The 23521-nt window shown below is 56.8% G+C and carries 23 protein-coding genes; 5 read left to right on the forward strand and 18 right to left on the reverse strand.

Annotated features, from left to right (window positions below; all coding sequences use genetic code 11):
- Positions 1–305: 305 nt before the first annotated feature.
- From Q1M54_RS07340 to Q1M54_RS07350, 3 genes are all read right to left on the reverse strand, one after another.
- Positions 306–770 (reverse strand): DUF4188 domain-containing protein, encoded by a 465-nt coding sequence (locus Q1M54_RS07340; protein ID WP_300555772.1) that lies wholly within the window; start codon positions 768–770, stop codon positions 306–308.
- A 49-nt stretch (positions 771–819) separates the two neighbouring features.
- The gene (locus Q1M54_RS07345) at positions 820–1053 is read right to left on the reverse strand and encodes a transporter suffix domain-containing protein (protein ID WP_300555774.1); all 234 of its coding nucleotides are present in this window, start codon (positions 1051–1053) and stop codon (positions 820–822) included.
- A gap of 108 nt (positions 1054–1161) precedes the next feature.
- On the reverse strand, positions 1162–1755 hold the full coding sequence (locus Q1M54_RS07350) for a TetR/AcrR family transcriptional regulator (protein ID WP_300555776.1): 594 nt from the start codon (positions 1753–1755) through the stop codon (positions 1162–1164).
- 86 nt (positions 1756–1841) lie between these two features.
- Between Q1M54_RS07350 and Q1M54_RS07355 the strand changes: the two genes are divergently transcribed.
- On the forward strand, positions 1842–3020 hold the full coding sequence (locus Q1M54_RS07355) for a DUF418 domain-containing protein (RefSeq protein WP_300555778.1): 1179 nt from the start codon (positions 1842–1844) through the stop codon (positions 3018–3020).
- Between the two features lie 187 nt (positions 3021–3207).
- Here the strand turns inward: Q1M54_RS07355 and Q1M54_RS07360 are convergent, their stop codons facing one another.
- From Q1M54_RS07360 to Q1M54_RS07420, 13 genes are all read right to left on the reverse strand, one after another.
- Positions 3208–4419, reverse strand: a complete 1212-nt coding sequence (locus Q1M54_RS07360) for an acetyl-CoA hydrolase/transferase C-terminal domain-containing protein (RefSeq protein ID WP_300555780.1) — start codon at positions 4417–4419, stop codon at positions 3208–3210.
- A gap of 18 nt (positions 4420–4437) precedes the next feature.
- The gene (locus Q1M54_RS07365; protein WP_300555782.1) at positions 4438–5571 is read right to left on the reverse strand and encodes a hypothetical protein; all 1134 of its coding nucleotides are present in this window, start codon (positions 5569–5571) and stop codon (positions 4438–4440) included.
- 3 nt (positions 5572–5574) lie between these two features.
- Positions 5575–6036: a hypothetical protein gene (locus Q1M54_RS07370; protein ID WP_300555784.1), complete on the reverse strand. Its 462-nt coding sequence runs from the start codon at positions 6034–6036 to the stop codon at positions 5575–5577.
- Entirely contained in the window at positions 6033–7145 is a 1113-nt protein-coding gene (locus Q1M54_RS07375; protein ID WP_300555786.1) for a phosphotransferase family protein, read from the reverse strand. The genes Q1M54_RS07370 and Q1M54_RS07375 overlap by 4 nt, the downstream gene beginning before the upstream one ends.
- Positions 7146–7150: 5 nt before the next feature.
- Positions 7151–8869 (reverse strand): thiamine pyrophosphate-dependent enzyme, encoded by a 1719-nt coding sequence (locus Q1M54_RS07380; protein ID WP_300555788.1) that lies wholly within the window; start codon positions 8867–8869, stop codon positions 7151–7153.
- The gene (locus tag Q1M54_RS07385) at positions 8869–9303 is read right to left on the reverse strand and encodes a Zn-ribbon domain-containing OB-fold protein (RefSeq protein ID WP_300555790.1); all 435 of its coding nucleotides are present in this window, start codon (positions 9301–9303) and stop codon (positions 8869–8871) included. Before Q1M54_RS07385 ends, Q1M54_RS07380 begins: the two co-directional genes overlap by 1 nt.
- Positions 9304–9305: 2 nt before the next feature.
- Complete coding sequence (locus Q1M54_RS07390; protein ID WP_300555792.1) at positions 9306–10463, reverse strand: thiolase family protein; 1158 nt, start codon at positions 10461–10463, stop codon at positions 9306–9308.
- Positions 10460–11773, reverse strand: a complete 1314-nt coding sequence (locus tag Q1M54_RS07395) for an NAD(P)-binding domain-containing protein (protein ID WP_300555794.1) — start codon at positions 11771–11773, stop codon at positions 10460–10462. The genes Q1M54_RS07390 and Q1M54_RS07395 overlap by 4 nt, the downstream gene beginning before the upstream one ends.
- Positions 11774–11779: 6 nt before the next feature.
- Positions 11780–12766 carry a tripartite tricarboxylate transporter substrate binding protein gene (locus tag Q1M54_RS07400; RefSeq protein ID WP_300555796.1) on the reverse strand — a complete coding sequence of 329 codons (987 nt, stop codon included), beginning with the start codon at positions 12764–12766 and terminating at the stop codon, positions 11780–11782.
- Between the two features lie 81 nt (positions 12767–12847).
- Positions 12848–14005: an acyl-CoA dehydrogenase family protein gene (locus tag Q1M54_RS07405; RefSeq protein ID WP_300555798.1), complete on the reverse strand. Its 1158-nt coding sequence runs from the start codon at positions 14003–14005 to the stop codon at positions 12848–12850.
- Positions 14002–15222: a CoA transferase gene (locus Q1M54_RS07410; protein WP_300555800.1), complete on the reverse strand. Its 1221-nt coding sequence runs from the start codon at positions 15220–15222 to the stop codon at positions 14002–14004. Before Q1M54_RS07410 ends, Q1M54_RS07405 begins: the two co-directional genes overlap by 4 nt.
- Before the next feature lie 11 nt (positions 15223–15233).
- Positions 15234–16133 (reverse strand): cyclase family protein, encoded by a 900-nt coding sequence (locus tag Q1M54_RS07415; protein WP_300555802.1) that lies wholly within the window; start codon positions 16131–16133, stop codon positions 15234–15236.
- Positions 16130–17782 carry an AMP-binding protein gene (locus Q1M54_RS07420; protein WP_300555804.1) on the reverse strand — a complete coding sequence of 551 codons (1653 nt, stop codon included), beginning with the start codon at positions 17780–17782 and terminating at the stop codon, positions 16130–16132. The genes Q1M54_RS07415 and Q1M54_RS07420 overlap by 4 nt, the downstream gene beginning before the upstream one ends.
- Before the next feature lie 192 nt (positions 17783–17974).
- Here Q1M54_RS07420 and Q1M54_RS07425 point away from each other — a divergent pair, with 192 nt between their 5' ends.
- The 3 genes from Q1M54_RS07425 to Q1M54_RS07435 are packed head-to-tail and all read left to right on the forward strand — an operon-like array spanning position 17975 to position 20745.
- On the forward strand, positions 17975–18748 hold the full coding sequence (locus tag Q1M54_RS07425; protein WP_300555806.1) for an IclR family transcriptional regulator: 774 nt from the start codon (positions 17975–17977) through the stop codon (positions 18746–18748).
- Entirely contained in the window at positions 18745–19959 is a 1215-nt protein-coding gene (locus tag Q1M54_RS07430; RefSeq protein WP_300555808.1) for a CaiB/BaiF CoA-transferase family protein, read from the forward strand. Before Q1M54_RS07425 ends, Q1M54_RS07430 begins: the two co-directional genes overlap by 4 nt.
- 18 nt (positions 19960–19977) lie before the next feature.
- Positions 19978–20745, forward strand: a complete 768-nt coding sequence (locus tag Q1M54_RS07435; RefSeq protein WP_300555810.1) for a crotonase/enoyl-CoA hydratase family protein — start codon at positions 19978–19980, stop codon at positions 20743–20745.
- Positions 20746–20966: 221 nt separating this feature from the next.
- Here the strand turns inward: Q1M54_RS07435 and Q1M54_RS07440 are convergent, their stop codons facing one another.
- A complete protein-coding gene (locus tag Q1M54_RS07440; RefSeq protein ID WP_300555812.1) occupies positions 20967–21224 on the reverse strand; it encodes a type II toxin-antitoxin system PemK/MazF family toxin in 258 nt (85 codons plus the stop codon).
- Between the two features lie 303 nt (positions 21225–21527).
- Between Q1M54_RS07440 and Q1M54_RS07445 the strand changes: the two genes are divergently transcribed.
- Positions 21528–22283: a hypothetical protein gene (locus tag Q1M54_RS07445; protein WP_300555814.1), complete on the forward strand. Its 756-nt coding sequence runs from the start codon at positions 21528–21530 to the stop codon at positions 22281–22283.
- Positions 22284–22376: 93 nt separating this feature from the next.
- Here the strand turns inward: Q1M54_RS07445 and Q1M54_RS07450 are convergent, their stop codons facing one another.
- Entirely contained in the window at positions 22377–23453 is a 1077-nt protein-coding gene (locus Q1M54_RS07450) for an LLM class flavin-dependent oxidoreductase (protein WP_300555816.1), read from the reverse strand.
- Positions 23454–23521 lie beyond the last annotated feature (68 nt).

Here is a 23521-nt window from a genome sequence, read left to right on the forward strand (position 1 = left end):
AATCCCTCTCTCTCCGCCAGCGACTTCTTTCAATATTTCAATCCTTCAAACGCCTGTTTGTAAGTTGTTGATCTGATTGAATTTTTTCTTCTCAAGCTTTCCCCGATCTTGAAGAAAGTCACCCTTTTAAAGGGTGATCGAACTGTTGAGACGGCTTTCTGCTCAAAACCTCTTGACTTAGCCCGTTCAAAACCTGAATTTGAACCGTACCGATTGCACGCGGTTTTATGCGATGCTGCACACCAACATGAGCCCAAAAAATACTCTTGCGAATGCCAGAATCCCGTCAGTCGTCCCAAGGTTTCTCAGCTTTTGAACCTGTCCGATGCTGATTTGAGATGCCCCTTTGCTTCAACCAGCAGACCGGTCTTCCCAAGACCGAAGGCAGGCATGTTCACGTAAAGGTTCTCATAAGTACCGGGGCTGGCTTTGTAGGTTTCGTGCCATATGCCAACACTACCGGCCGTACCAACAGCTTTATTGAACGCTTGCCAAGCTGGCAAATGAGCCGAATCTTTGTTCTTTGCGTAATCAATGAGTTGCTCCATTGAACGCCAGTATTGAACCAAAATGATCGTTCGAGAAAACCACATCTCGTGGTGTAACAAGCCCAACTCTGGTTTTGTATAAAGTTCCGTCAGCATCTTGGGCATCGCATTTAGCACAGGCAAATACTTGTGAACTGCCAATGGCTTGTTGATCCGCATTCCAATGAGAAAGACAACGAAATCGCCATCCATTCGTGCTGTCATTCGGTCTTTGTAAATCATATGTCCTCCAATTGCTAGATCCTATTTGGGTGCTATTTAATCTGAATCTCTATTTTTCTTTTCGGAAAAAATTAAGCTTATTAAAAAAGCTTTTGATTTTTCCTAAAAACTCTTTGCCGAGTAATGCGATGCTTAAAACAAACGCGATCTCACCACCAACAATAAGAGCAGTCGTGATAGCCGCACTCATCTCAATGGATAAATTCAAAAAAGGCAGAATTGCAATTGCAGCCCAAGCCATGAATGACAATACAAAGAGGAAGTAGCCAATTACTTTTTTCATTGTCTTTTTTCTATTGGGGTTTTGCAATTTCCAAGTGTGTTAATTCGTTCTTTAGGAAAAACGATTGGGAGTTTCAAGTGCTCATGGCTGGCTGACCGTTGCGCGGCATCAGGAGGGAAGCAAGCCACCGAACAGATCGGCAATCGCGCAGGCGGTGGCTTTCGTGTCCACTGCCAAACCTACCTCTCTTTCTAGCTGTAGACCGCTGAACAGGGCCAGCAAAATGGTTGCGGTACCCTCGCTATCGATTGACTTACGGATCCAACCCTCAGCCTTTCCCTGCTCGAGTTGACGCGAGATCATCTGTCTCCATCCGTGGTTGACCTCCAGCAGTCGTTTACGACCCTCGCTGTCGCGAGCCAGTTCTAACCAGCTGTCGGTACCAAGCTCGAAACCCTTGGGCTCGATGAGTTGTGCGAGTTCTTCCGCCGTTAACCGGGTCAGCCAGAGGATGCCTTCTCGTGTCGAGAGCTGCTCGATTTCTGATCGCAAGCGCTCGAACTCAACATCGGCGATCGCCGCGATCATTGATCGCTTGTCGGGAAAGTGACGGAACAGGGTGCCTGCGCTTAGACCTGATTCCGCACAGATGTCTTCAGTTCTCGCAAGGTGAAAGCCCTTGGCTTTGAATACGCGGGCTGCTGCTGCGAGGATGTCCTGTCTACGCGTCGCATGCAACGCCTCGTCCCGTGTTCTGGCCATGTGTTACCTCAATAAACAATTATGGATGGAGTAATTCGTCGCATTATATTATGATCGTGGACAGCTTAACTTTATTGAAGTCTGACATGACCACCCCTTCACTTTCCTCGTCTCTTGCCCCGTTGCCGCGGCAAGAGTTCGCTGACGAACTGCGCGGCTTCGCTCTTCTTGGCATCATATTTGTCAACGCCCCATTCCTCGGTATCTCCGCTGAGGGATTCACCGCAGACTCGGTACACGCCTGGTACGACCGCGCGGCAGCATTTGCCGTCGTAGCGTTCGCTCAGGCAAAGTTCTATCTGCTGTTTGCCTTCCTGTTCGGCTACAGCATGCACTTTATAGTCAAAGACGAAGGTGTAACTTCTGTACGTCGCTTCCGGCGTCGCCTGCTGGGCCTCGGTCTTTTGGGTATCGCGCATGCTGCACTACTTTTTGTGGGCGACATCTTGTTTTTATATGCAGTATTGGGTCTTACTCTGACGTGGATGCGCCGTCTCAGTGATCGGATGGTTCTGCGCGTGGCAGTTTTTGCGGGGATTGCTTGGCTACTTCTGCTGGCTGCTCTCCCGATTGCAGTTATGGCGGAGCCAGTCGGATCTCTTACTGATAAGCAGTGGATAGCTGCCGGTCAATCGTTTAATCAAGCGATGCGTGAAGGTGGTTTTTTTGAAGCAACCGTTGCGCGGATTTCTTTCTGGCCATTGGCATCATCAAGTATCTTCTTGCTCAACGGCTTGGGCGTACTGGCGGCGTTTGCACTCGGCCTAGTGGCTGGACGTCGGAGCCTTTTTGCTCGACCCGAACTTCACAGGCCACTTTGGCAGGCTGGTCTGCGCTGGGGCCTAAGCCCTGGACTGTGTCTCGGATTCCTGTCTGCGTGGCTCGTTGTAGGTCCTGGCGCTCAGGTCGGCTCTTGGGAGCTGCGCGAAACGGCAGGGATAGCACTCGGATTTGCCGGAGCGCCGCTACTCAGTTGGGGTTATGTGTCGGTACTCGCCACGATGCATGCAGGTGGAGTGCAGACTCTAGCCATCTTCAGGCCGGCGGGCAGGATGAGCCTGAGCGGGTATATCGGAGAGTCACTCATTTTGTCGATTGTTTTCTGTGCCTATGGTTTGGGCCTGTTCGGCAAACTCAATGCGGGAGCAGTATCGGCGCTGGCTCTGGGTACATGGATCGTGCTGGACCTGCTAGCGAAGGCGACGCAATCTCGCTGGGCGATAGGACCTTTGGAAAGCCTGCTACGGCGATTCAGCGCTAGATGATGGCTGTCATATAGGCATAACAAAAAGGAGTTTGAAAACTCACATAACCAGTTTCTGTCTCAACCTTTAGAAAGATGAACTGACCCCCAAGTGCTTGATTTGCTTACCCATTAAAAACTTAGGTAGTTTGTGATGACGTATGTTCTGGGCCGCCAGTTTGCTGAGCTGCCATAGTGTCTGTGCAGTTTTACTTCTGCCCTGACTGTAACAACGCATCCCGATGTTCTGGCGAAGCAATGGCGGCGATCAGCTGGCAGCGTTCTTGCAGTGTGGTGGCTCGGATGTCTGCCACACCATGCTCCGTCACGATCACATCGACATCGCAATAGGTGGAGGTGACACGATTGCAGTGCTGGATGATGCGGCTGGCACCGCGCCCAGTGCTGGATGTCAGCGCCAAAATTGCCAGTCCGCCGGCTGAGGCGCGTGCTGCACGGAAATAATCGGTCTGGCCGCCCACAGCGCCCACGTAGCGTTCGCCCAACCATTCCGCATTCACCTGCCCAGACAGGTCTACCTCAATGGCCGAGTTGATGGCCATCATCGGCGATCCGGCTATGGGTTGTGCAAGCAGTGCCGGCTGCGCAAATCCAAGAAGACTGTCGCACGACAGCGTGTTGTAAAGATGCTGGCTACCAACTGCCAATGAGCCCAAGCAAGCGTTCGGCGCGCCTGTGTCAATTGCGCCACTGGCGAGCAAACTCAGGAACCAGTCGCCCACCATCCCCGAACGAACTTTCAGCCCGCGACGCGATTGCAACTCTTCTGCAATTGCCCTAGCAAGACTGCCAATGCCCAGCTGCAGCGTGGCGCCATCGGGCACCAGGCTTGCAACGTGGCGGGCCAATTGCCGCTGCAAATCGCCTGGCTCTTCGACCAGTGATTCAAGCAGGGGCGCATTGCTTTGGCGTGCCACCAGCACTTTGCTGCTGTGCAAGCGAGGGGCACCGCGCGTGGTAGGCATGTTGAGATTCACCTCGACCACCACCTGGCGCGCAACCTGGACCGCATCCCAAGCGTAGTCGACTGCGCAGCCCAGGCTGTGGTAGCCCTCTGCATCAGCAGGTGAGACTTGGAGCAACACAACGTCAACTGCAAGTTTTCGCGAGCGCAGCTGTGCCGATAGTTGGGACAGTGAGGACGGCACGAGCCGAGCCCCCTGGCGCGCCAGCAGCTTGCCCATGGTGCCCAGACCACAATAGGTTGTGACGTGCAAACTGTCTGGCACTTGATTCTCCCAAGCCGGATTGAGCGAGTAACCGCAGAACACGTTGAGATGACCCAGTCGAGCCGCTTGTTCAAAAAGGTCTGCGACCAGCCCGACGGGTTCACCACAGGCCTGACCGATCAGGACTCGGTCACCTGGACGAAGGCAGTCAGCGAGCGTGGAAGTGGCCATATCAGTCATGCACACTTGTTAGGGGTTAGCTTGCTGCGACTGCAGCTGCAGGTGTTGCGGCAACTTGCCAGCGATGGTGAGCGTCATGCTGCCCATCCCTGCGCTGATCTCTCCGTTCAAATCGGCGGACAGGCTCACTGGTTGAATACGGTGCCAGTGTTCCTTCTGAGTGCCATCGGGGTAGACAACTTTTGACGGATGCGAGACATCCCAGACATCCGTCTCCAAAAGGTTTTCTGAACGCCAGGCACCGAGACCTTTGCCGTCGTTGTAGCCACCGCTGTAGCCCAGTCCCTGCATCGCAATTGACGCACCACGTGCATGCACGCTGATGCGCAACACACGGCCATCCTCCAGCGTGGCTTCAACGCTGGCCTGACGGAAGCGTCGCGTCCCTTCATGCAGGTCGACGCTGAGGTCGATTTTGGTGGCGTGGTACCGCTCTTGCGTGCGGCGGTCTGTGACAACGCCGGTGGTGTAAGGCTTGTCGTCGCCCCGCCCAGAGAACAGCAGCGAACCACTCATGGTGTCGGTTGAGAAGAACAGAAAGGACATCACATGGCCTTTCTCAGCCAGCGTGACCTTGGGTCCGGTCACGGGCTCTGGCACGCCCATGCCGCGGCGCACGCCCCAGGAGTGATCGCGGCAGGCCCACCAGCGGTCGATTTCAATGCGGCGGCCGCCCGCTTCCAGCCAGCCAATGGCCACGCCAATTTGGTCGAAGCGTCTGTAATCTTCGACGGTGCGCGATTGGAGTCGGGTGTAGTGCGGGTGCTCTTCGTGCGCTGGCTCCACACACTCCCAGCGCAGTTCTCCTTGCAAGGCATGCTCCCCGGGGGCAATGCTAATTTCAAACGACTTGAGCGGCTCGATGGGGCGCACGCGCAGTGGGCCGCAGACAGTCTCAACGCTGCTGCCCAAAGAGCGCGAGACGCGCACGTTGTATTGCTTGTTGTCGACGATCATCACGGCACCGCCGTCTAGCACATTCATGTTGCGATAGGCACCCATGGTGATCTGAATGGCCACGCTGCCATCCTTTGAGTAAATGGCAAACCAGTAGCGATCAAACCAGCGAGGGTCACTGGTCCAAACATGGTCGAAGGTGGTGGGCAACTGGTGACAGAGTGTGTCGTCTAGGGGTGTGAGCATGGTTTAGGTTTTCACAGAAGAAGGCGGGCTGGGCGATGTTGCGACATAGCGCATAGGGACGCGAGACGCGCGCTCGCTCATGTGCTGCACGATGATGCGATGTTGGTCGGCAGAGAGTCCCTGGATGCAAACAGCCTGCGCCAGAAGATTGCGCAGGCTGGTGTTGTGCGCATCGAGGGCGGCCACATCGGTGGGGTCTGGATTGGGTTTGTTCAAGGTGTCGATCACCTGGGCTTGGAGATTGGCAGGCAGCGAGTTGGTCAGAACCAATAGGAGCTGCGCAGTGGTTTCATTGTCTTGTTGAAGGAAGCTTGGCACAGCGGGTAAGGCAACAGTGAGCATGCGCAAGTTGGCAATAAGCCCATCTAGCATAGTGCGGGCCATAGGGTCATTGACGCAAGGCGCCACAACAGTTTCAAGAACTCGGCAGGTGCCTTGCAATTGCTCTTCGATGCTTGGCCTCATGGCAGGCTCCTTTCGATCTCTGCGCTTGGCGCTGTCTCTGAAACCTCAGCTGTCTCTGCTGCCTCCATCATCTGAAACATCGGTCGGTACAACCATGACGGGGTTTGGAACACTCGGTTGTAGCGTCCCGCCACAAACTCGGCCACTGCCGTGAGCTGGATGACCGAGAGCTTCCAACACGAGAACACGTTCCACCACAGCAGGTCGGCTTCGCGCACTGTGCGGCCAGTCAGCTCGCGGTAGGCGGCGACAATCTCACGCCGCTCCCAGTGACCTGTGATCTGGTGCTCGCGTTTGCGAACGGGGTTTGTCACCCAGCCAAGGTCTTCTAATGGGTCGCCTAGGTGCGCGGTCTCCCAATCAAGCTTGGCAATGATGCGGCCGCCATCCACCAGAGCGTTGCCTGGCTTGAAGTCGCCGTGTACCAGCACGATGGCTTCTGCTGATGGGGCTCGGTGCTTGAGCCAAGCCAAGATGTAATCGAGTTCTGGGTGAGGCTCGAGCTGTGCTTTGCGATACTCGGTCTCCCAGTGAGCCAGCTCTTGCAGTGAGAGCTTTTTTGGTTGAACTTGCTTGCTAGGCTGGCCTAGATGGCATGGAGACAGACCCAGGCTGGAGGCGAGGCCATGCGCCTGCCAATCAACAGCGTGTATTTTGGCCATCAGGCCGGTAAAGGCCCTTGCCAATGCCAGACGCACGTCGAGCGGGGCTGAACCGTTGAGGATCAGGTAGTCGCAGTGTCCCGGCATGCGCTCCATCACGACCGAGGGTGAGCCTAAGCAGCTGCCGAGCTTGTCAATCCAGAACACCTTGGGGGCGGGTACGTCTGTGTGGGTCAGCGCCTTCAGCACGGAGAACTCGCGCTCGCGCTCGGTGTTCAACAGCGTGCCAGCCGCATCGCGCATGAGCATCAAAGGGTGGCTGTGTGAACCGGTGTCGTCGGTCCAGGTTGCATCAACCGACCAGTTTTCACGCGAGAGACCACCAGCGCTTCGCACCAGATTGCTCAGCACAATGTTGTGTGCCGAGGGGATGGCTTGAGCAATCAGCTTGCGCATGCCTTTGGTAACCTGCTCGGCTGGATGATTGGAAAGTGGCGCTTTCGACATGGTTGTCAGGGCTTGCGCCTCTCATGTTCTAGTGCCTCAAGCACAAAGGGTGCGGCGATGGCACCATTGATTTTGCAGTCGAGGAAAAGTGGCCCCGCCGCTGCCTGCAAGGTGCTCCCGATAGCCTGCAGTTCATCCAACGTGCGGATGGTGAACGACTGGTACCCAAAGGCTTCGGCAACCGGTGCGAAATCGATGTCAAGAAATTGCGATTTGGCCACTGGCATGTTCCGCTCCTTGAGGTAGTGCAGCTCGGCACCATAGGCGCAGTCGTTCATCAGCACAATGACAAGCGGAAGATCTTCGCGCGCACCTGTTTCAAGCTCGCCCAGCGTCATGAGCAAGCCTCCATCGCCGATGAACAACACAGTGGTCTGCGCTGCCCGTGCGCGAGCAAAACCCAAAGCAGTGCCAAAGCCCATGCCAATCGATGAGGAGTCGATCGACGTCTTGAAGTGCGCGGGGCCAGGGACGCTGAAGTAAGGCACCACCTGGAAGAAGTTGCCGGCGTCATAAACGACATTGCGGTTGGTTGGGAGCAGCCGGTCAAGTGCCAAAGTGAGCGAGCGCGGGTCTACCGTTCGCGGCGTGTTCGCAGGCTGAAATTCGCTGGCAAGGTCAAAGCTTGCCAGCGCCTTGCTGTTGGCTTCGGTGTGGAACGGCTTCTCGGCTGCGCTGCGCTCAGGCAGGGCGCTGAGCAGATCCTCGATAGCGGGCAGCACGTCAGAGACCATGGCCACATCGACTGTCCACCAGCGACCGATGTGGCTGCGGTCGCAGTCGACCTGGATCACGGGCACACCCGCTTGTATCGCGCCTCCATAGCTGGTCGTTCGCTGGTTCAGGCTGGCACCGAAAGCGATGATGCAATCTGCCTGATCAAACAACCGCCGTCCTGCTGCGTGCGAGAACGAGCCTATGAGTCCTGCATTGAAGGCGTAGCCGGAAAACATGTCCTTGGCCTTGAGGGTGGTTGCAACCACGGCACCAAGGCTTTCAGCCAGCCGCTCAATGTGTGGGCGTGCAGCATCTTGGTGTGCACCCAGTCCACAGATGATCAAAGGCTTACTGCTGGTGGCAAGCAAGGCCGCCGCCGCCTTCAGTGAGCCGGGCGTGGGACGCCGCAGAGCGCGTGGGCTAAGCCGAGTCGATGGTTCCTCGACGAGCACCGGGCAGGCGCGCTGCACATCCGTGGGTAACAGCAACACGGCAAGACCTTCTTGCGCCGCTGCCATGGCGGCGGCAAGCGTTGCTCGGGCAGCACTAGCGTGGGTGATGGTGAAGGTGCGCAAGCCAGCTGCCTTGAGAACCGCGTCGGCATCAAAGCGTTTGCCGTCGGGGCCAAGGCTGTTGATGCTTGGCCGCGCAACCGGCGTGGCGCCCATGATCAAGAGGACGCGGGCGCCGCTGCGCTCAGCGAACAGGGCGCCATTCAGAGCGTTGGCGGTGGCCGGCCCGCGGCCGACGATGGCAACGCCAATGCGGCCAGACGCGCTGGCGTAACCTTCGGCCATCGCCACCGCCACGCTCTCGTGCCTAGCACCGTGAAAGCTAACGTCAAGAGAGTCGATGCTTGATACAAGCCGCGCTGTATCGTCGCTCATCAGGCCGAAGACTGCCTCTACGCCTGCATCCTTGATGTCGTGCGCGAGCAGTTCATAGACCGGTCGAGCGGTGGGTTGTTGAATTGCAGATTCTGCTGGTGTCATGACGGTTGCTTTCATCACGGTGTGCCGGTTGCGGCAGTGAAGAACAGCTCAGGTCCCTCGCTGCGCTGATCGAATTGAGCTAGGACTTCATCGCCAATGGAGAGAGCCGTGCCACGCCAACGGCCCAACGCTCGCACGCCTTCGTCGAGGTCAACGGTGACCAAGGTGTAAGGCAAATCTTTAACGAAAGATGGGTGAAATGCATGGTGGCAGATCGTCCAGCTGTGAACCTTGCCACGGCCGCTTGCTTGGACCCAGTCTGTGCTATTAGAGTAGCAGGCATCGCACAACATGCGGGGGTAGTGGCGCACCTTGCCGCAGCTCGCGCACTTTTGCAGCAGCAGGCGACCTTGCGCGGCAGCTTCCCAATAAGGTGCTGACAACGGCGTGATCTTGGGCGATGGCCTTGGCGGGGTGTCTGTCATGGTGGTGTTTGATGCGTGTGTCATTTTTAACCCCTGCGCATGATGGCCACAGCGCCGTCACCGAGGTCACCATAGCCTGTGACCAGCCCGACTTCTGCGTCCTTAACCTGAGCCCTGCCAGCATTGCCGCGCAGCTGTCGCACCAGCTCGACAATGTGGTTCAAGCCCCAGACATGCGCCTGCGACAATAGGCCACCGTGAGTGTTGGTGGGTAGCGCTCCGTCAAGTCGCAGACGGCCACCCTCGACGAACGGCCCACCCTCACCCTTCTTACAAAAACCGAGATCCTCAAGCTGACGGATAACCGCATAAGTGAAGCAGTCGTAGATTTCGGCAACATCAATGTCGGCATGGGTGACACCAGCCATCTGGAAAGCGCGCTGTGCGGCCTTGGCAATGCCAAGGCTTGTCATGTCGGGCCGTTGGGTAATGGCGCCAGGTTGGTCTGGGTGTCCTGCCGCTGTGCCTGAAATAAAAATACGCCGGTGTTTGAGGTCGGACGCGCGCTCGGCTGAGCTCACGATGCAAGCTGCGCCACCATCGCTTTCCAAGCTGCAGTCGAACAATCGAAATGGGTCGGCGATCATGCGGGAATTTGCGTGGTCTTCTAGCGTCATGGGCTTTTTCATCACTGCGTTGTCGTTGAGCAGTGCATGTTGTCGGTGTGCCACCGCCACCTCGCCAAAGTGCGAGACCTTGGTGCCGTACAGGGCCATGTGACGCTGTGCCATCGGGGCATAAATTTGGGCTGGTGCAGCGTTGCCAATGGGGTACTCAAATTCGGTCACGTAATGGAACTGCGGCATCGTGTGAATGCGCGCACCTGCCTTGGTTGCGGCAGCGCCTGTGACGTTGCGACCAAAGGCAATGAGAACGTGATTGCATACGCCCGCAGCGACTGCTGCAGCCGCGCACTGCAAAGCCATGACAGGACTTGCGCCGCCATGAGGGACAAGTGCAGAAAAGCGCAAGTCTGGGATACCGAAGTTGTCGATGAAATCCTCTGCCGTAGCGCTGACGATGCCGATGGGAATGACTCCGTCAATCTGTTTGGGGTCGAGTCCGGCATCGGCTATTGCTTTCAACGAAGCTTCGATTTGCAGCTCGAATGCGCTCTGGGTTGAGCCTCGCATGTAAGTTGTTTCGCCAACGCCAGTGACGCAGGCCTTGTCTCGCAGTGTCACTTCGCGTTCCTTTGTGGGTTGTTGCGAGCACCGATTGCGCGTTGGAATTCGCGCTGTAGTTGCTTGCGGTAGAACACGGGATCGAGTTCCAGCGCATAACGCGGTGCCGCAGGGTAGTGCTTGCGCAGGTATGCCTGCTCCTCTTCCATCCCGACTTGGATGGCGGCCTGATCGGGCGGTGGGAGTTCGCCTGTGACAAGCTGGGTCACCCATTCGGCTTGATCGTCCATCATGCGAATGTTGCCGCCGCCTGCCACGTTGAACATGCCAACGAAATAAAGGCCTCTATGGGCAGGGTGAACAACTCGCAGGAAAAGTTCTAGCTTGTGTCCGTTGAGTGGCCTCAGTTCAGGTGCGAGAAAGGGCAAGTCGACCTGATAGCCAGTCGCAACGATGACGCTGTCGTAGGTCTCGCTCGTGCCGTCAACAAACGTGACTTCTTGTTCCTTGACCGATGCAATGCCTGGCTTGGCTTTGATGCGGTCCCATACGAAATGCGACATCAGGCTTGGGTGACTGGTTGGGTGGGTTCGACTCTTGGGTGTGACAAAGCCCCATTGCTCCATGCGACCGTGCACGATGCGTGTGAGCGTCTCGCGAATGGTGCGCCGCACGGGCCAGGGCATCCAAGGCTTTTCGAGTCGTCCCAGTACGCGTGAGGTGGGTACACCAAACAGCATGCGCGGCATCATCAGGACCGGCGAACGCGCCGAGATGGTGGCAGACTTCGTGACAACACAGATATCAGCCGCAATATCAACCGCGCTATTGCCCATGCCGACCACCAAGACCCGTTTGCCTCTGAAGGGCTCGGGTATGCGGTAGCTGTGCGAATGCAAATATTCGCCCGTGAAATCATCGCGCCAGCTTGGGTGGGATGGCAAGCCTTGGTGGCCGCTACCGACCACCACGGCATCAAACTCCGAGCTGCTGCCGTCTGCCAACGTAACGCACCAGCGCCCCGCCCCCACAGGCGCAACCTCCGTGACGCGCGAACCAAAGCGGATGTGCGGCGTGACACCGAATTTTTCTGCGTAAGCCTCTAAGTACTCTCGAACTTTTCGATGGTCTGGGTAGAGTGGGCCACCCTCTGGAAACGGGTAGTCCTTGTACGCCGTGACCCTGGCTTCGGAGTTCAGGTGCAGCGAGTCGTAAGCCGGCGATAGACCGTTGTCGTTGCCGTAGACCCAGAGGCCACCAATGCAACTGCCAATTTCAAAGACCACTGTTTCTACGCCGCGATTCAGCAGGTGCCTTGCCGAGCACAGACCGGCCGCACCTGCACCAATGACAGCGACACGAATGCTCATACGATGTCAGTCCAGCTTGGCGCCAGAGATTCTGACCACTTCACGCCATTTCACTCGCTCGCTGGCGGCGAAGTCGGCTGTCTCTTTCGGTGACGTGGGTTTGATGATGGCGCCAATCTCTAAGTACTTGGCCTTCAGCGCTGGATCGGCCGCCAATTCGGCGATTGCCTGAGAAAGCTTTGTGGCGATGGCGGCTGGTGTACCCTTTGGCAGAACAAAAGCGCCCCAGGATGTGACCACGAAGTCTGGCACGCCAGCTTCAGCCATGGTTGGCACTTCCGGCATGGTTGGCCAACGCTCTGGGCAAGTGACGGCAAGTGCGCGCACCTTGCCTGATTTGATCAGGGGTGTGTAGCTGGCGATGTTGTCGATGGCGAAATCGGTGTCGCCAGCCATCAGGGCTGGCATCGACTGTGCCGCACCACGGAAGGGAATGTGCACAGCTTGGATGCCGGTGCGTGCGCGGAACAATTCACCCGCCAAGTGAGGGGTGGTGCCAACGCCAGCTGAACCGAAGTTCACACCCTTGGGTCGCTGCTTGGCCCAGTCCAAAAATTCCTTGACGTTGCGCGCAGGGTTGTTGGGTGCGACAACGAAAGCGTTGCAGTTCTCCCAGATCTTTGAAACATATTCGAAATCAACAGCGGGGTCGTAGGGCAGCTTGGCAAACAAGAACTGATTGATCGACAGTGTGCCGATGGTTGCCGAAGAGATGGTGGTGCCGTCGGGTGCTGCGCTCTTAACAGCTTCCATGCCGATGTTTCCGCCTGCACCAGTTCTATTTTCGACGACCCAGTTACCGCCGATTTTGTCTTGTAGGCGCTGTGACAGTGTGCGAGTGAGTACGTCGGAGGCGCCACCGGAAGAGAACGGAACGATGACCTTGACGGACGCGGTGCCTGGCCAGCTCGTCTGCGCTTGCGCGAAAAGACCTGTAGCGATGCTGGCCACGACGATGGTGGATTTGAGAAGGAAGTGAAGTTTTGTGGGCATTGACTTGTCTCCAGTTGTGTAGGTTGGGGGTTCAGGAAAAATTTTTGGCAAAGGGTGGCTCAATGGGGCTGCTGCACAGGCTCAGACTTTTCGCACGCGCGGCAAGAGTGAATTGGCAATGATCTGCTTCATTACTTCGGCGGTGCCGCCTCCAATGCGGCACATGCGCGCATCGGCGAAGGCTCTGGCGATGGGGTACTCCCACATATAGCCCCAGCCACCGAAGAATTGCAGGCACTCGTCCATGACCTTGAACTGCAAGTCAGTTGTGACAAGCTTGCACGAAGCAGCGTCAACTGCGTCGAGCTTGCCGTCAGCATGCAATTGAATGCAGCGGTCAACAAACACACGTTGGGCGAGGACCTGCGCGTGCAGATTGGCCAAGCTGAAGCGAGTATTTTGGAAGTCGGCCAGCGTTTGACCGAACATTTTGCGATCGACTGCGTAGGCCAGCGTCCACTCGATCGCGGCCTCCGACGCTGAGACTGCACGGATGGCCTGAATGAGCCGCTCCCCCGCGAGTTGGGTCATCAAGATGCCGAAGCCACCGCCTTCGGTGCCAAGCAAGTTGCTTACCGGTACCCGCACATCTGAGAAGAACAACTCCGATGTGTCTTGGGCTTTGCAACCAATCTTCTCAAGCTTGCGACCACGGGTGAAGCCTGCCCGGTCGGTTTCAACCAGAATCAAGCTCACGCCTTTGGCTTTTTGCGTGGGGTCGGTCTTGCAAGCCAGCAGCAGAAGGTCTGCGCTGTGACCATTGGTGGTGAAGACCTTTTGGCCATTGATCACGTATTCATCTCCATCGCGAATGGCTTGGGTGCGAATGTTTTGCACATCGCTGCCGCCGGACGGCTCGCTCATACCCAGCGCCACCACCACGTCGCCAGTAGCCATCCGCGGTAGCCATTTGGCTTTTTGCGCCTCGGTGCCAAAGTCCACGAGGTAAGGAGCGACGATGTCCGAGTGCAGGTAAAAAGTCGGACCCGTTGCACCGGCGCGTGCCATCTCTTCAATCAGGATGGCGCTGTAAAGAAAGTCAGCGCCCTGACCGCCATAGGCCTCCGGCGCGTTGACGCACAACAGACCGAGTTCGCCAGCCTTTTTCCAAAGTGAGCGAGGCACCTGGCCCACTTTTTCCCATTCTGCATGGTGTGGTGTGACTTCTGTTTCGATGAAGCGGCGCACGGTATCGCGGAACGACTCGTGCTCGGGTGAGAAGATGGTGCGTGGGATCATATATCTTGGCCTCGGCAGGCGCCGCCAGTAGCGGTCAGGTTTGCAATGGATGTTTCGTCATAGCCGCACTCACGCAGGATCTCTGCACTGTGCTCTCCCAGACGTGGCTGCATGCGTGTCATGCGCATGGGAGAGGTGCGCAGATCTACTGGGCTAGCGGCAAAACGCAGTGGGCCTTCGCTTGGGTGTTCAGCGATGGTCCAGAATCCGACGCTCTCAAGGTGTGGGTCGTGGGTCAGGTCTTCCAGCGAGTTAACCACCGAAAACGGAATGTCTGCATTTGATAGAAGCGCAAGCCACTCGGCATTGGTCTTTCGCGCCGCCTGCCGCTCGATTTCGTCCCAGACCTCGCGGAAGTGCTTCTGCCGCGCAGCGAAGGTAGAAAAGCGCGGGTCGTCCATGATTTGCGGTTCACCTGCAAGTTCGAACAGACTGCGCCAGTTTGCATCCGAATAAGGCAGCAATGCGAGGTATCCATCCTTCGTTTTGTAGGGGCGCCGTGCAGCAGTGCTAACGGACTGATAGCCCATGGGTCCGATGGGCGGATCGAAGCAGAACCCCCATTGGTGTTCGGCCATGTTGAAAGCCACCAGGCTTTCAAACATCGGCACTTCAACTTGCTGGCCTTGTCCTGTAGCAGTTCGATGTGCGATGGCGGCAAGCATGCCGATGCTGGCATGCAGCGCGCCAATTTTGTCCGCAAAGATAGAAGGCATGAAGCGTGGCTGACCTGCTACGGCAGTTTGTAATTGCGCAAGGCCCGAGGCCGCTTGACCAATGTCGTCGTAGGCTGGTCGCCCTGCATAGGCGCCATCGTCGCTGTAGCCTGTGACGTGGCAGTACACGATGCTTGGGTTGATCTGCTTGAGCGTTTCATAGTCAAGGCCGAGTTTGTTGGCGGCCGGTGTTCTGAGCGAGTGCAGCAACACGTCGGTGTCTTTCAACAAGCTGCGCAGGATGGCCTGACCTTCAGCTTTTTTCAGGTCGACCACAATACTCCGCTTGCTGCGGTTACTGGAGAGAAAGAACGAGCCCATCAGTGGTGAACGTCTTGGCCCAATTGAGCGTGTGAGATCGCCCTCAGGTGGCTCGAGTTTGATCACATCTGCGCCGAGGTCACCCAGATATTGGCCTGCCAGCGGGCCGAGAATCATCGAGGCAATCTCGAGGACGCGGATGCCTGCCAGTGGTCCAGGGTTTGTGTTTTGGGGTTTCATGGCCTTGTGTTTCAGAGAATTGCCAGTGGGGTCAGCGGGCTACCGGTGGCGCCAACGATAGGCAGCGCTGCAGCGACAAAAAGGAACTCGCGTCGGCCAGTGTGAACCAGTGGTTCTAGCAGCAGACCTTCAAGCAAAGGAATACCAAAATCACGGATCACACATTGGTGTACAGGAAACACGGTACCGTTTGCGAAGGGCAACACCTCGACAGCGTAGTTGTCGGCACCAATGAGGGAAACGTCTTGTTGCGCCAGCCAGAGACCTGCCTCGTGGTCGATGCCAGGCTCTGTATTGAAGTCGACATCGTGTACGCCTTTTTGAGCGGCCAACCAACCGGTATGCAGCAGTACCGCGTCGCCGGGCTCGATCTGAAGTTGTGCAGCAGCAAGGCAGGCTTCAAGGTCAGCCCTCGAGACCACTTCGCCACCGTGCAAGGGGCGGCCTCGCAAGCCAACCACGTCTAGCAGCAAGCCACGGGTGACGGCTGGCGGCATTTTTTCTACCCCAAGTCGTGTGGCGCCGCTGGTACTGCGCATGGTTTCTTCACGGTAGTTGTTGAACATGCGGCTGTCACACCAAGCGTGACAAAGCGCGTCGATGTGGGTGCCGATGTGCAAAGGCATGACCACGGTGTCTTCTGCAAACTGGAAACCACCGGGACGCTTGGCGCCTGCAGCGTAATCACCGCCGTCGCGTCCCATGAAATGTTGCAGACCCGCACGGTGGCGTGGTACAGGCGTTTTGTCAGAGAGGAGTTGTGCAAGCCGCACCACCTTGCCAGTCTGCACCAAGCCAGCTGCGCGCTTGACTTGCTCGGGGCCAATGAGGTTGAGTGCGCCTGCTTCATCTTCTGCACCCCAGCGACCCCAGGCATTCGGGCGCTCGTTCAAGAAGCTGTCTTCGCTCATGGTTTGGGCTCTCCGTTGGTTGGCAGAAGTGTATGCAACCTGGCCTTCTGCACCTTGCCAGTGGTGGTCAGGGGTAACTCTATTTCGGTGGTGAAGTGGAACTGATGCGGTACTTTGTAGGCGGCCATTTCATTCTTGCAGAATGCCAACAACTCAGCGTGCACTGGTATCAGTCCGGCTTCGGGAATGACAATGGCAACAAGCGCCTCGTCCAGTCCCGGATGCGGTACGCCAATCACATAAGCAGTGCGGACAGCTGGATGGCGCATCAGCACCTCTTCGACTTCGGCGGGGGCGATGTTGATACCGCCACTCTTGATCATTTCCTTGATACGGCCCTTGAAGTACAAGCGGCCATCGGCATCGAGCAAGCCTAAGTCTCCTGTGCGAAAGAAGCCGCTTTCGTCGAAGGATTCTGCAGTTTTTGCTGGATCCTTGAGGTATTCCCTGACCACCGGTCCTTTAACCCTGATCTCACCCACTTCGCCCGCAGGCTGTGGCTCTCCCGAGTCGATGTGGCAAATGCGCAAGGTGACACCAGGCAGAGGAAGGCCGACCGATTGCAGCCTTATCGCGAGTGGGTCGTGCGCATCCGTCACAGCGCAATTGCCATATGTTTCGCTCAGACCGTAGATGTTGCAGATCTCGCGCACGCCCAGGTCAATGGTGCGTTGAACCTGCTCAGGTGTGCCGATGGTGGCGCCGCTGCGCAGCGAGGAGAGGTCGAACTGCGCGCGCTTAGGGTGCTCCCACAAGGCTTGAACGATGTTGGGTGTGCCATAGAAAATGGAGCAGCGCTCGCGCTCGATCAACGCTAACGCCTCACTGGCATCAAAGCTTTCTTGCAACACCACGCAGCCGCCGTGGGTGAGCAAATTGGGCGCTGCATTGACAATCCCAAAACTCCAGAACAACGATACTGCCAACCACAGCCTGTCGTGCTGCGTGACGTGCTGTCGCTCACCAATCTGGAAGGAGTTGCTGATCCAGTAACCGTGCTGCAGCAGGATGCCTTTGGGCGCGGCGGTGGAGCCAGAGGTGTATAACAACATGGCGTCGTCGTCAGGTTGCACGGCATGTGCTGATATGTCTACCTGTTCTTGAGTTATAGCCTGACCGCGGCGCAACAGTTCGCTCCAGTTGATTTCGCCATTCAGTTCGCCGTTCAGTTCGCCGCTAATTTTATCGGTGAGTTCAGACGCCACCTCAGGCGCCAGGTGATCATCGATCCAGACAAGGCTTTGCAAACGGTTCAGGGAGCCACGGCCACGGATGCCGGCAATGGCAGCGCGGAAATCTTGGCTGCGCAGTCGGCCTGCAGCCACCAAGCAACTGACCTCGGCATGCGACAGGGTGTATTCGAGTTCTCGAGCGGAGGACCAGGTGTTCAGCCCCACTGACACGGCGCCGATTTGCTGAATGGCCAGAAATGTGATCAGCCATTCTGCTCGGTTACCCATGAGGATGGCAACGCGATCGCCACGCGTCACGCCAATCGCAAGGAGCCCGCGCGCCACGCTGTTGGTTTCATCAAGAAGCTGCGCGTAGGTATAGCGGCGCGTGCCGTCAATCAGCGCTTCATTGCTGGCGAAGCGCCTGGCTTGCTCCTTGATCAGCAGCGGAATGGTCCTGGATTCGGGCATGCTCATGGCATTGTTCGAGATGTTTAGTATTTCGAAATCTGGAAAACTATTCCATAATTAGGAAATGTTAACGCACCCGAGTCTACTCGGCAAGTTGTTTTTTGATAACAGCTTGACGGATTGTCTGACTTCAGATAATTTCCATCATCCGAATTTAGTTTCGAAATTACGAATTTTTAATGTGAGTCCGCACCGACCATGAGCCCAGAGCGCTACCTGAGAACCTTCGACATCCTCAAGCTGCTGACCGAGCGCAATACCCCTTTGCGCCTGACAGAAATCAAACAGGCTCTAGACCTGCCAGTGAGCAGCCTGCACAACATGCTGCAGACCATGGTGAGCGCTGAGGTGGTCACGATCGATGACGACCTGCGCTATGCCGTCGGTCCGCGCACAGTGTCGCTTGCGTTGCGCACCGTCCAGTCGCTTGACTTGCGCACGGTGGCACGGCGGCCGCTGCAGGACCTTGCGCGCGAACTTGGTGACGACATTTACCTGGCCATGCGAGTTGGCCAACGAGTTATCTACGTGGACCGCGTTTTAGGCAACCAGCGAATCTCACTGGACATTCGACTGGGCGAGCCATTGATGATGCACTGCACTGCCACTGGAAAGCTATTTGCGGCACTCGATGGGCGGCTCGAAGCTCATGCGCTTGCCGGCAAGCTGCCCAAAATGACGCCCGTCACCATCACCGATCCGCAGCAGTTAAAGAAGGAATACGCTCGCATTCGTGACGTGGGCTTCTCGAGAAGCGAGGAGGAAGCCATGGCCGGCGTGGTGGGCTATGCCTTACCAATACGCGACGGGACGGGGAACGTTGTTGCAGCAGTGCACGTGTCGGTGCTGTCCACCCGCGCAACCAAAACACACGAGCGCAAAATATTGACAGAGGCGCGTGCCTGTGTTGATCAGATTGACAAACAATTGGGCCACGAACACCGCGGCACACGAAGGAAAGCCTCCACATGACAAACAGTGACCGCAATACCCACACCCCAAAAGATCTGCGCGGTGCGCTCACTGGACTGAAAGTGCTAGATGCAAGTCGGCTGTTACCTGCCGCCCTCTGCACCCAATTGTTGGGTGATCTTGGAGCTGACATTCTGAAGGTGGAGGAGCCTGGACGCGGCGATTACCAGCGTAGCTTCCCGCCAATGGGCAAGGTCGATTCAGGCACATTTCTCTTATGCAACCGAAACAAGCGGAGCATGACCTTGAACCTCAAACACGAGGAAGGCAAAAAGATCTTTCGCGAACTCGCTGCGCAGTCCGATGTGGTGGTCGAAGGTTTTCGTCCAGGCGTCATGGACCGTCTAGGCTTAGGTTACGAAGAACTCAAGAAGATCAACCCTCGTCTGGTTTACTGCGCCATCTCCGGGTATGGTCAGGACGGACCTTATCGGCGTGTTGCGGGGCATGACCTCAATTACCTTGGCGTTATCGGGGCGCTGCCCCTCTTTGGCAAAGCAGGCGAAGGCCCGATGGTGCCTGGGCTCCTTGCCGCAGATATTGGTGCTTCGATGATTGGCGCCTGGGGCATTCTGGCAGCCGTGCTCGCGCGACAAAACACAGGAGAAGGCCAGTTCGTCGATGTCTCCATGATGGACGCCGCTGTGGCGTTCCTTACCTACCATGCGGCGGAGCCCTTGTTTGGCAGCGTGGAGCCCAAGGGGGGTGAATACCGCAATACTGGCGGCGCGCCGTGCTACGGCATTTTTCGCTGCAAGGATGGTCACTATGTGACGCTGGGCGCGCTAGAGGATCATTTTTGGGCTCGCTTTTGCGATCTCGCAGGCGTGCCACAGCTGAAGGAAGATCAGTTTCCCGAGGGCGATGCCCGTGAGAGCCAGTTCCAACTGATGGAGAATGTCTTTCGCCAGCGAACACGACAGGAATGGGTTGACCTGTTTTTTGCCAACGACATTCCTGGTGGCCCGGTCAATTCCATGCGTGAGGCATTCGACGACCCGCACATGCGTGCGCGTCAAATGCTTTTGCATGTAGACCATCCGATCGAGGGCCGCATTCCGCAGCTGGGTTTCCCAGTGAAGTTCTCTGGCACACCGGCAAGCATCAACTCGCCACCACCTTCGCTTGGGCAGCATACGGGTGATGTGCTTGCGGCACTTGGTTACGATGCGGCTCGCATCGCCACGCTTGCTCAAAACGGCACCACTTGACTCAACATTGACACCCTCATGAACACTCCTGAAGTTTTGATTGAACACTCAGACGGCCTGGTCATCATCACCATCAATCGGCCTGAGCAAAAAAATGCAGTCAACCGCGCTGTCTCTTACGGTGTGTGCGAAGCCATCGACGAGATGGAGCGCAACCCTGCGTTGCACGCCGCCGTCTTGACTGGCGCGGGCGGTACCTTCTGCTCGGGCATGGACCTCAAGGCTTTTTTGCGTGGTGAGGTTACGCGTGTGGAAGGTCGCGGTATTTTGGGCATAGCGCGCACGCCGCCGCTTAAGCCGCTGATTGCTGCCGTGGAGGGCTACTGCCTAGCAGGTGGCTTCGAGGCCATGCTGTGCTGCGACTTGGCCGTGGTGGCGCGTAATGCCCAGTTTGGTCTGCCTGAAGCCAAGCGCGGCCTAGCTGCCGCCGCGGGGGGATTGATGCGGCTGCCCCGCCTGTTGCCCCAGCGCATCGCCATGGAGATGGCGCTGACCGGTGAAATGTATTCTGCTGAACGCTTGGCGCCTTTCGGCCTTTTCAATGCAGTGGTGGAGCCAGGCCAGGCCTTGCCTGAAGCCATCGCGCTTGCGCGGCGTGTGATTGCCAATGCCCCAATGTCTGTCGCTGCCAGCAAGCGAGTCATCGTTGAGCAGCGCGACTGGCCGCTGGACCTCATGTTTGCCCTGCAAGATCCGATCACTGCGCCGGTGCTTGCATCAAAGGATGCACGAGAGGGCGCCCTAGCGTTTGCTGAGCGTCGTCCGCCTGTGTGGGGTGGTGAGTAGTCGGTTCAGTTTTTTTCTGTTCTTTCTGAGTTTGCTGAGGTCGCTGGGCGAGGGTGTATGGGGTGGGCTGACTCATTAACAAATTTATAAAAACCACATTAAATCAATCGATCACCAACGGCGAATAAACACACAAAATCAAGCATCTCTAAAATCCAGCGATGATGAAATTCTGAAAATTCATAGTCTTTGGTGGCGCCATTGCATTGACCTGTGCATTGCTAGTGGCTTGTGTCAGTTTGGCGTCTTGTTCTAGCCTTCACTTTGGCCCCGACATGCAGCATAACGTCTGCACTGACTACGGCATTCTTTTTGGCGCGTCGGATTTTCCAATCGAGAGACTTCACTTGGTCTGATAGGACCGCACAATCAACGCCGTTGACTTGGGTGACCACTTCGAACGGATGATCTTTGATTTTGGTGAACATCGGGCAACAGGCCATCAAGCCTGTTTTGCCGTTCGCAAATACGATGAACACACCTTGGCCGAACTCAAGTTCATGTCCGCAGCGCGTGGATCAGTTGATTAAGCGGTTTAGCCGGCAGTAGGGGCTTTAGCGAATCTCTCGGTCTAAAGCCATGGGTAGTGGCGCCGCCCCAATATTTAGAAAGATGAACTGGACACCAAGAGCTTGATCTACTTGCCCATCAAAATCTTAGGCGGTTTATGATGAGGTATGTCATGATCTGTCGGTACAAAGACTTCAAACCTGAACCAACTGGCACCCTCGCCCAAAAGCTAGGGCAGCCAACCAAGTTCATACCTCCTTGGGAGACGCAAGATGCTCAAAATTCAAAACTGGGAAACCGCAGAACTCGGAAGAAAAGCCTTTAAAAAAGACACATTTGAAGGACGAATCACCGACATCATTGGCACCCACACGCAAAGACATCCGGGCGCACAGGCTTTTTTAGTTGAGCAAGACCCCCTATGGGTGACTCCGACGCACTTCCACTTAGAGCACCAATTCCAGGTCATCATGGCCGGCAGTGGGTCTATCGGAAAGCATGTTGTTAATCGGCTCAACGTACATTACTCAGCGCCAGAAACGGCGTACGGCCCGATCACCGCAGGGCCTGAAGGCGTCTCGTACCTGACCATGCGCATGTCGGGTGACACGGGGGCTTGGTACATTCACAAGCCTGGCTCTCTGGAACGACTCAGATCGGGCGTCCGACAAAAACGAGAACAAACTCATGGCGTACCGACTGGCTCGGTTGGCACCTGTGACTTGCCTGCACTCATGGCACCCAGCGTCGAAAATTTAATTGGCCCCCGCGCGGATGGCTTGGCGGCACACTTTGTCCGTCTGCCGCCCGGCAGCCGTCAACAACTGCCGACGCAAAGTCCTTACGGTGGGCGTTATTACATTGTGACAAGCGGCTCCGTCAAACTTAATGACGCCGAGGCACAGACCATGACAGTCGCTTTCGGCTCGCATGAGGAAGACTTGTTGATGCAAGCTGGAAGCGAAGGTGCAGAACTCTTGGTTTTGCAATTTCCAGTGCAGGCCCGAAGCGGCATTGACACGCAATGAAAGAGTGTTATTTCTCAAACATCTAATGCCGCCCAGCTCGGCAATGGTCTGCTCGGTGCGCAGCACGATCTTGGGTAATGGGGCTGCGCCTGCTCAGCGGCCCACGAGGGGGGCAACCTTCTCGGCCATCAGAGTCATGGACTGGCGGGCCAGCGCCGGGTCTTTCCAGTCCACACCCGCGTAAAGCAGGGTGCCGAAATCGCCTGTGACTTCTCGGAATTCATGAAGCTTATCGACCACCCGGCCTGGTGAACCATGAATGACCAACTGTTCCATCACGCCTTCGAGCGTGACCTGGTCGTCAGGCATTTTAGGGTCTGACTTGAACACCCCCAGTGCGCCGCGCCGTTTGAGCTTTTTGAACAAAGTGTTGTAGTAGTAGTGGTAAGGGCCTGCGGGGTCCATCGCGTAGGCCTTGGCGGTTGCGTCGTCTTTGGCCACAAACACCGTTTTGGCCACGCGCCAGTTTGCCTCATCGGCAACGCGTCCAGTGCGCTCACAACCTTCGACGTACTTTGTCCAATGCGTGCGCACCCACTTGGGCAGCAAAAAGTTGGCTGAAATCGGCTCCCACCCACGGGCAGCGGCCTCGGCAATGCCCTGCGAGAAGGGGGCCACCGCCGTCACCACAATGGGCGGGTGCGGGCGTTGAAGCGGCTTGGGGATGGTGCCCATGCCTGTTTCAGGAATGTGCGTTCGCGCAGAACTGATGTTCCAGAACTGGCCCTGGATGTTGTAGGGCGGCTCGCTCGCCCAAATTTGCAAGACCTGGTTAATGGCCTCCAAAAACATGGCCGGCCTGGCCATGTCCATGTTACCAAAGACCTCGGCATCTGACGGCAGTGCGCCCGGGCTGATACCCAAGATGAATCGCCCGCCCAAAAGGTGGTCAAGCATGGCAATTTCGCTGGCCACCGCAGCCGGGTGGTGGTTGGGCATGTTGAGCGTGCCCGTGCCCAGCTTGATGCGGCGCGTGGCATGGGCCAGCGTGGCCATGAAAATCGCGCTGGAGGTGATGTTTTCTTCAGGGTCGGTGGAATGCTCGCCACAGTAACCCTCGACGAAGCCCAACTCGTCGGCCAAGATGAACGCCTCCCTGTCCTCACGCAAAGATTGCTGCCAATCCTTACCAATGGGGTGCATGGGCATGGTGAAAAATCCGAGCTTCATGCGATATATCTCCTTAGGTGGCGGTTAGACGGTGGCGCTTTCACCACCGGTTTTGCGGTTGGGGCAAG

The organism is Limnohabitans sp. Rim8, from assembly GCF_943326455.1.
Lineage (GTDB): Bacteria > Pseudomonadota > Gammaproteobacteria > Burkholderiales > Burkholderiaceae_C > Limnohabitans_A.

What these genes read in the sequence shown, in the direction of transcription:
- Q1M54_RS07340 (WP_300555772.1), bottom strand. Translation starts at nt 770, where the DNA reads ATGATTTACAAAGACCGAATGACAGCACGAATGGATGGCGATTTCGTT.
- Q1M54_RS07345 (WP_300555774.1), bottom strand. Translation starts at nt 1,053, where the DNA reads ATGAAAAAAGTAATTGGCTACTTCCTCTTTGTATTGTCATTCATGGCT.
- Q1M54_RS07350 (WP_300555776.1), bottom strand. Translation starts at nt 1,755, where the DNA reads ATGGCCAGAACACGGGACGAGGCGTTGCATGCGACGCGTAGACAGGAC.
- Q1M54_RS07355 (WP_300555778.1), top strand. Translation starts at nt 1,842, where the DNA reads ATGACCACCCCTTCACTTTCCTCGTCTCTTGCCCCGTTGCCGCGGCAA.
- Q1M54_RS07360 (WP_300555780.1), bottom strand. Translation starts at nt 4,419, where the DNA reads ATGGCCACTTCCACGCTCGCTGACTGCCTTCGTCCAGGTGACCGAGTC.
- Q1M54_RS07365 (WP_300555782.1), bottom strand. Translation starts at nt 5,571, where the DNA reads ATGCTCACACCCCTAGACGACACACTCTGTCACCAGTTGCCCACCACC.
- Q1M54_RS07370 (WP_300555784.1), bottom strand. Translation starts at nt 6,036, where the DNA reads ATGAGGCCAAGCATCGAAGAGCAATTGCAAGGCACCTGCCGAGTTCTT.
- Q1M54_RS07375 (WP_300555786.1), bottom strand. Translation starts at nt 7,145, where the DNA reads ATGTCGAAAGCGCCACTTTCCAATCATCCAGCCGAGCAGGTTACCAAA.
- Q1M54_RS07380 (WP_300555788.1), bottom strand. Translation starts at nt 8,869, where the DNA reads ATGAAAGCAACCGTCATGACACCAGCAGAATCTGCAATTCAACAACCC.
- Q1M54_RS07385 (WP_300555790.1), bottom strand. Translation starts at nt 9,303, where the DNA reads ATGACACACGCATCAAACACCACCATGACAGACACCCCGCCAAGGCCA.
- Q1M54_RS07395 (WP_300555794.1), bottom strand. Translation starts at nt 11,773, where the DNA reads ATGAGCATTCGTGTCGCTGTCATTGGTGCAGGTGCGGCCGGTCTGTGC.
- Q1M54_RS07400 (WP_300555796.1), bottom strand. Translation starts at nt 12,766, where the DNA reads ATGCCCACAAAACTTCACTTCCTTCTCAAATCCACCATCGTCGTGGCC.
- Q1M54_RS07405 (WP_300555798.1), bottom strand. Translation starts at nt 14,005, where the DNA reads ATGATCCCACGCACCATCTTCTCACCCGAGCACGAGTCGTTCCGCGAT.
- Q1M54_RS07410 (WP_300555800.1), bottom strand. Translation starts at nt 15,222, where the DNA reads ATGAAACCCCAAAACACAAACCCTGGACCACTGGCAGGCATCCGCGTC.
- Q1M54_RS07415 (WP_300555802.1), bottom strand. Translation starts at nt 16,133, where the DNA reads ATGAGCGAAGACAGCTTCTTGAACGAGCGCCCGAATGCCTGGGGTCGC.
- Q1M54_RS07420 (WP_300555804.1), bottom strand. Translation starts at nt 17,782, where the DNA reads ATGAGCATGCCCGAATCCAGGACCATTCCGCTGCTGATCAAGGAGCAA.
- Q1M54_RS07425 (WP_300555806.1), top strand. Translation starts at nt 17,975, where the DNA reads ATGAGCCCAGAGCGCTACCTGAGAACCTTCGACATCCTCAAGCTGCTG.
- Q1M54_RS07430 (WP_300555808.1), top strand. Translation starts at nt 18,745, where the DNA reads ATGACAAACAGTGACCGCAATACCCACACCCCAAAAGATCTGCGCGGT.
- Q1M54_RS07435 (WP_300555810.1), top strand. Translation starts at nt 19,978, where the DNA reads ATGAACACTCCTGAAGTTTTGATTGAACACTCAGACGGCCTGGTCATC.
- Q1M54_RS07445 (WP_300555814.1), top strand. Translation starts at nt 21,528, where the DNA reads ATGCTCAAAATTCAAAACTGGGAAACCGCAGAACTCGGAAGAAAAGCC.
- Q1M54_RS07450 (WP_300555816.1), bottom strand. Translation starts at nt 23,453, where the DNA reads ATGAAGCTCGGATTTTTCACCATGCCCATGCACCCCATTGGTAAGGAT.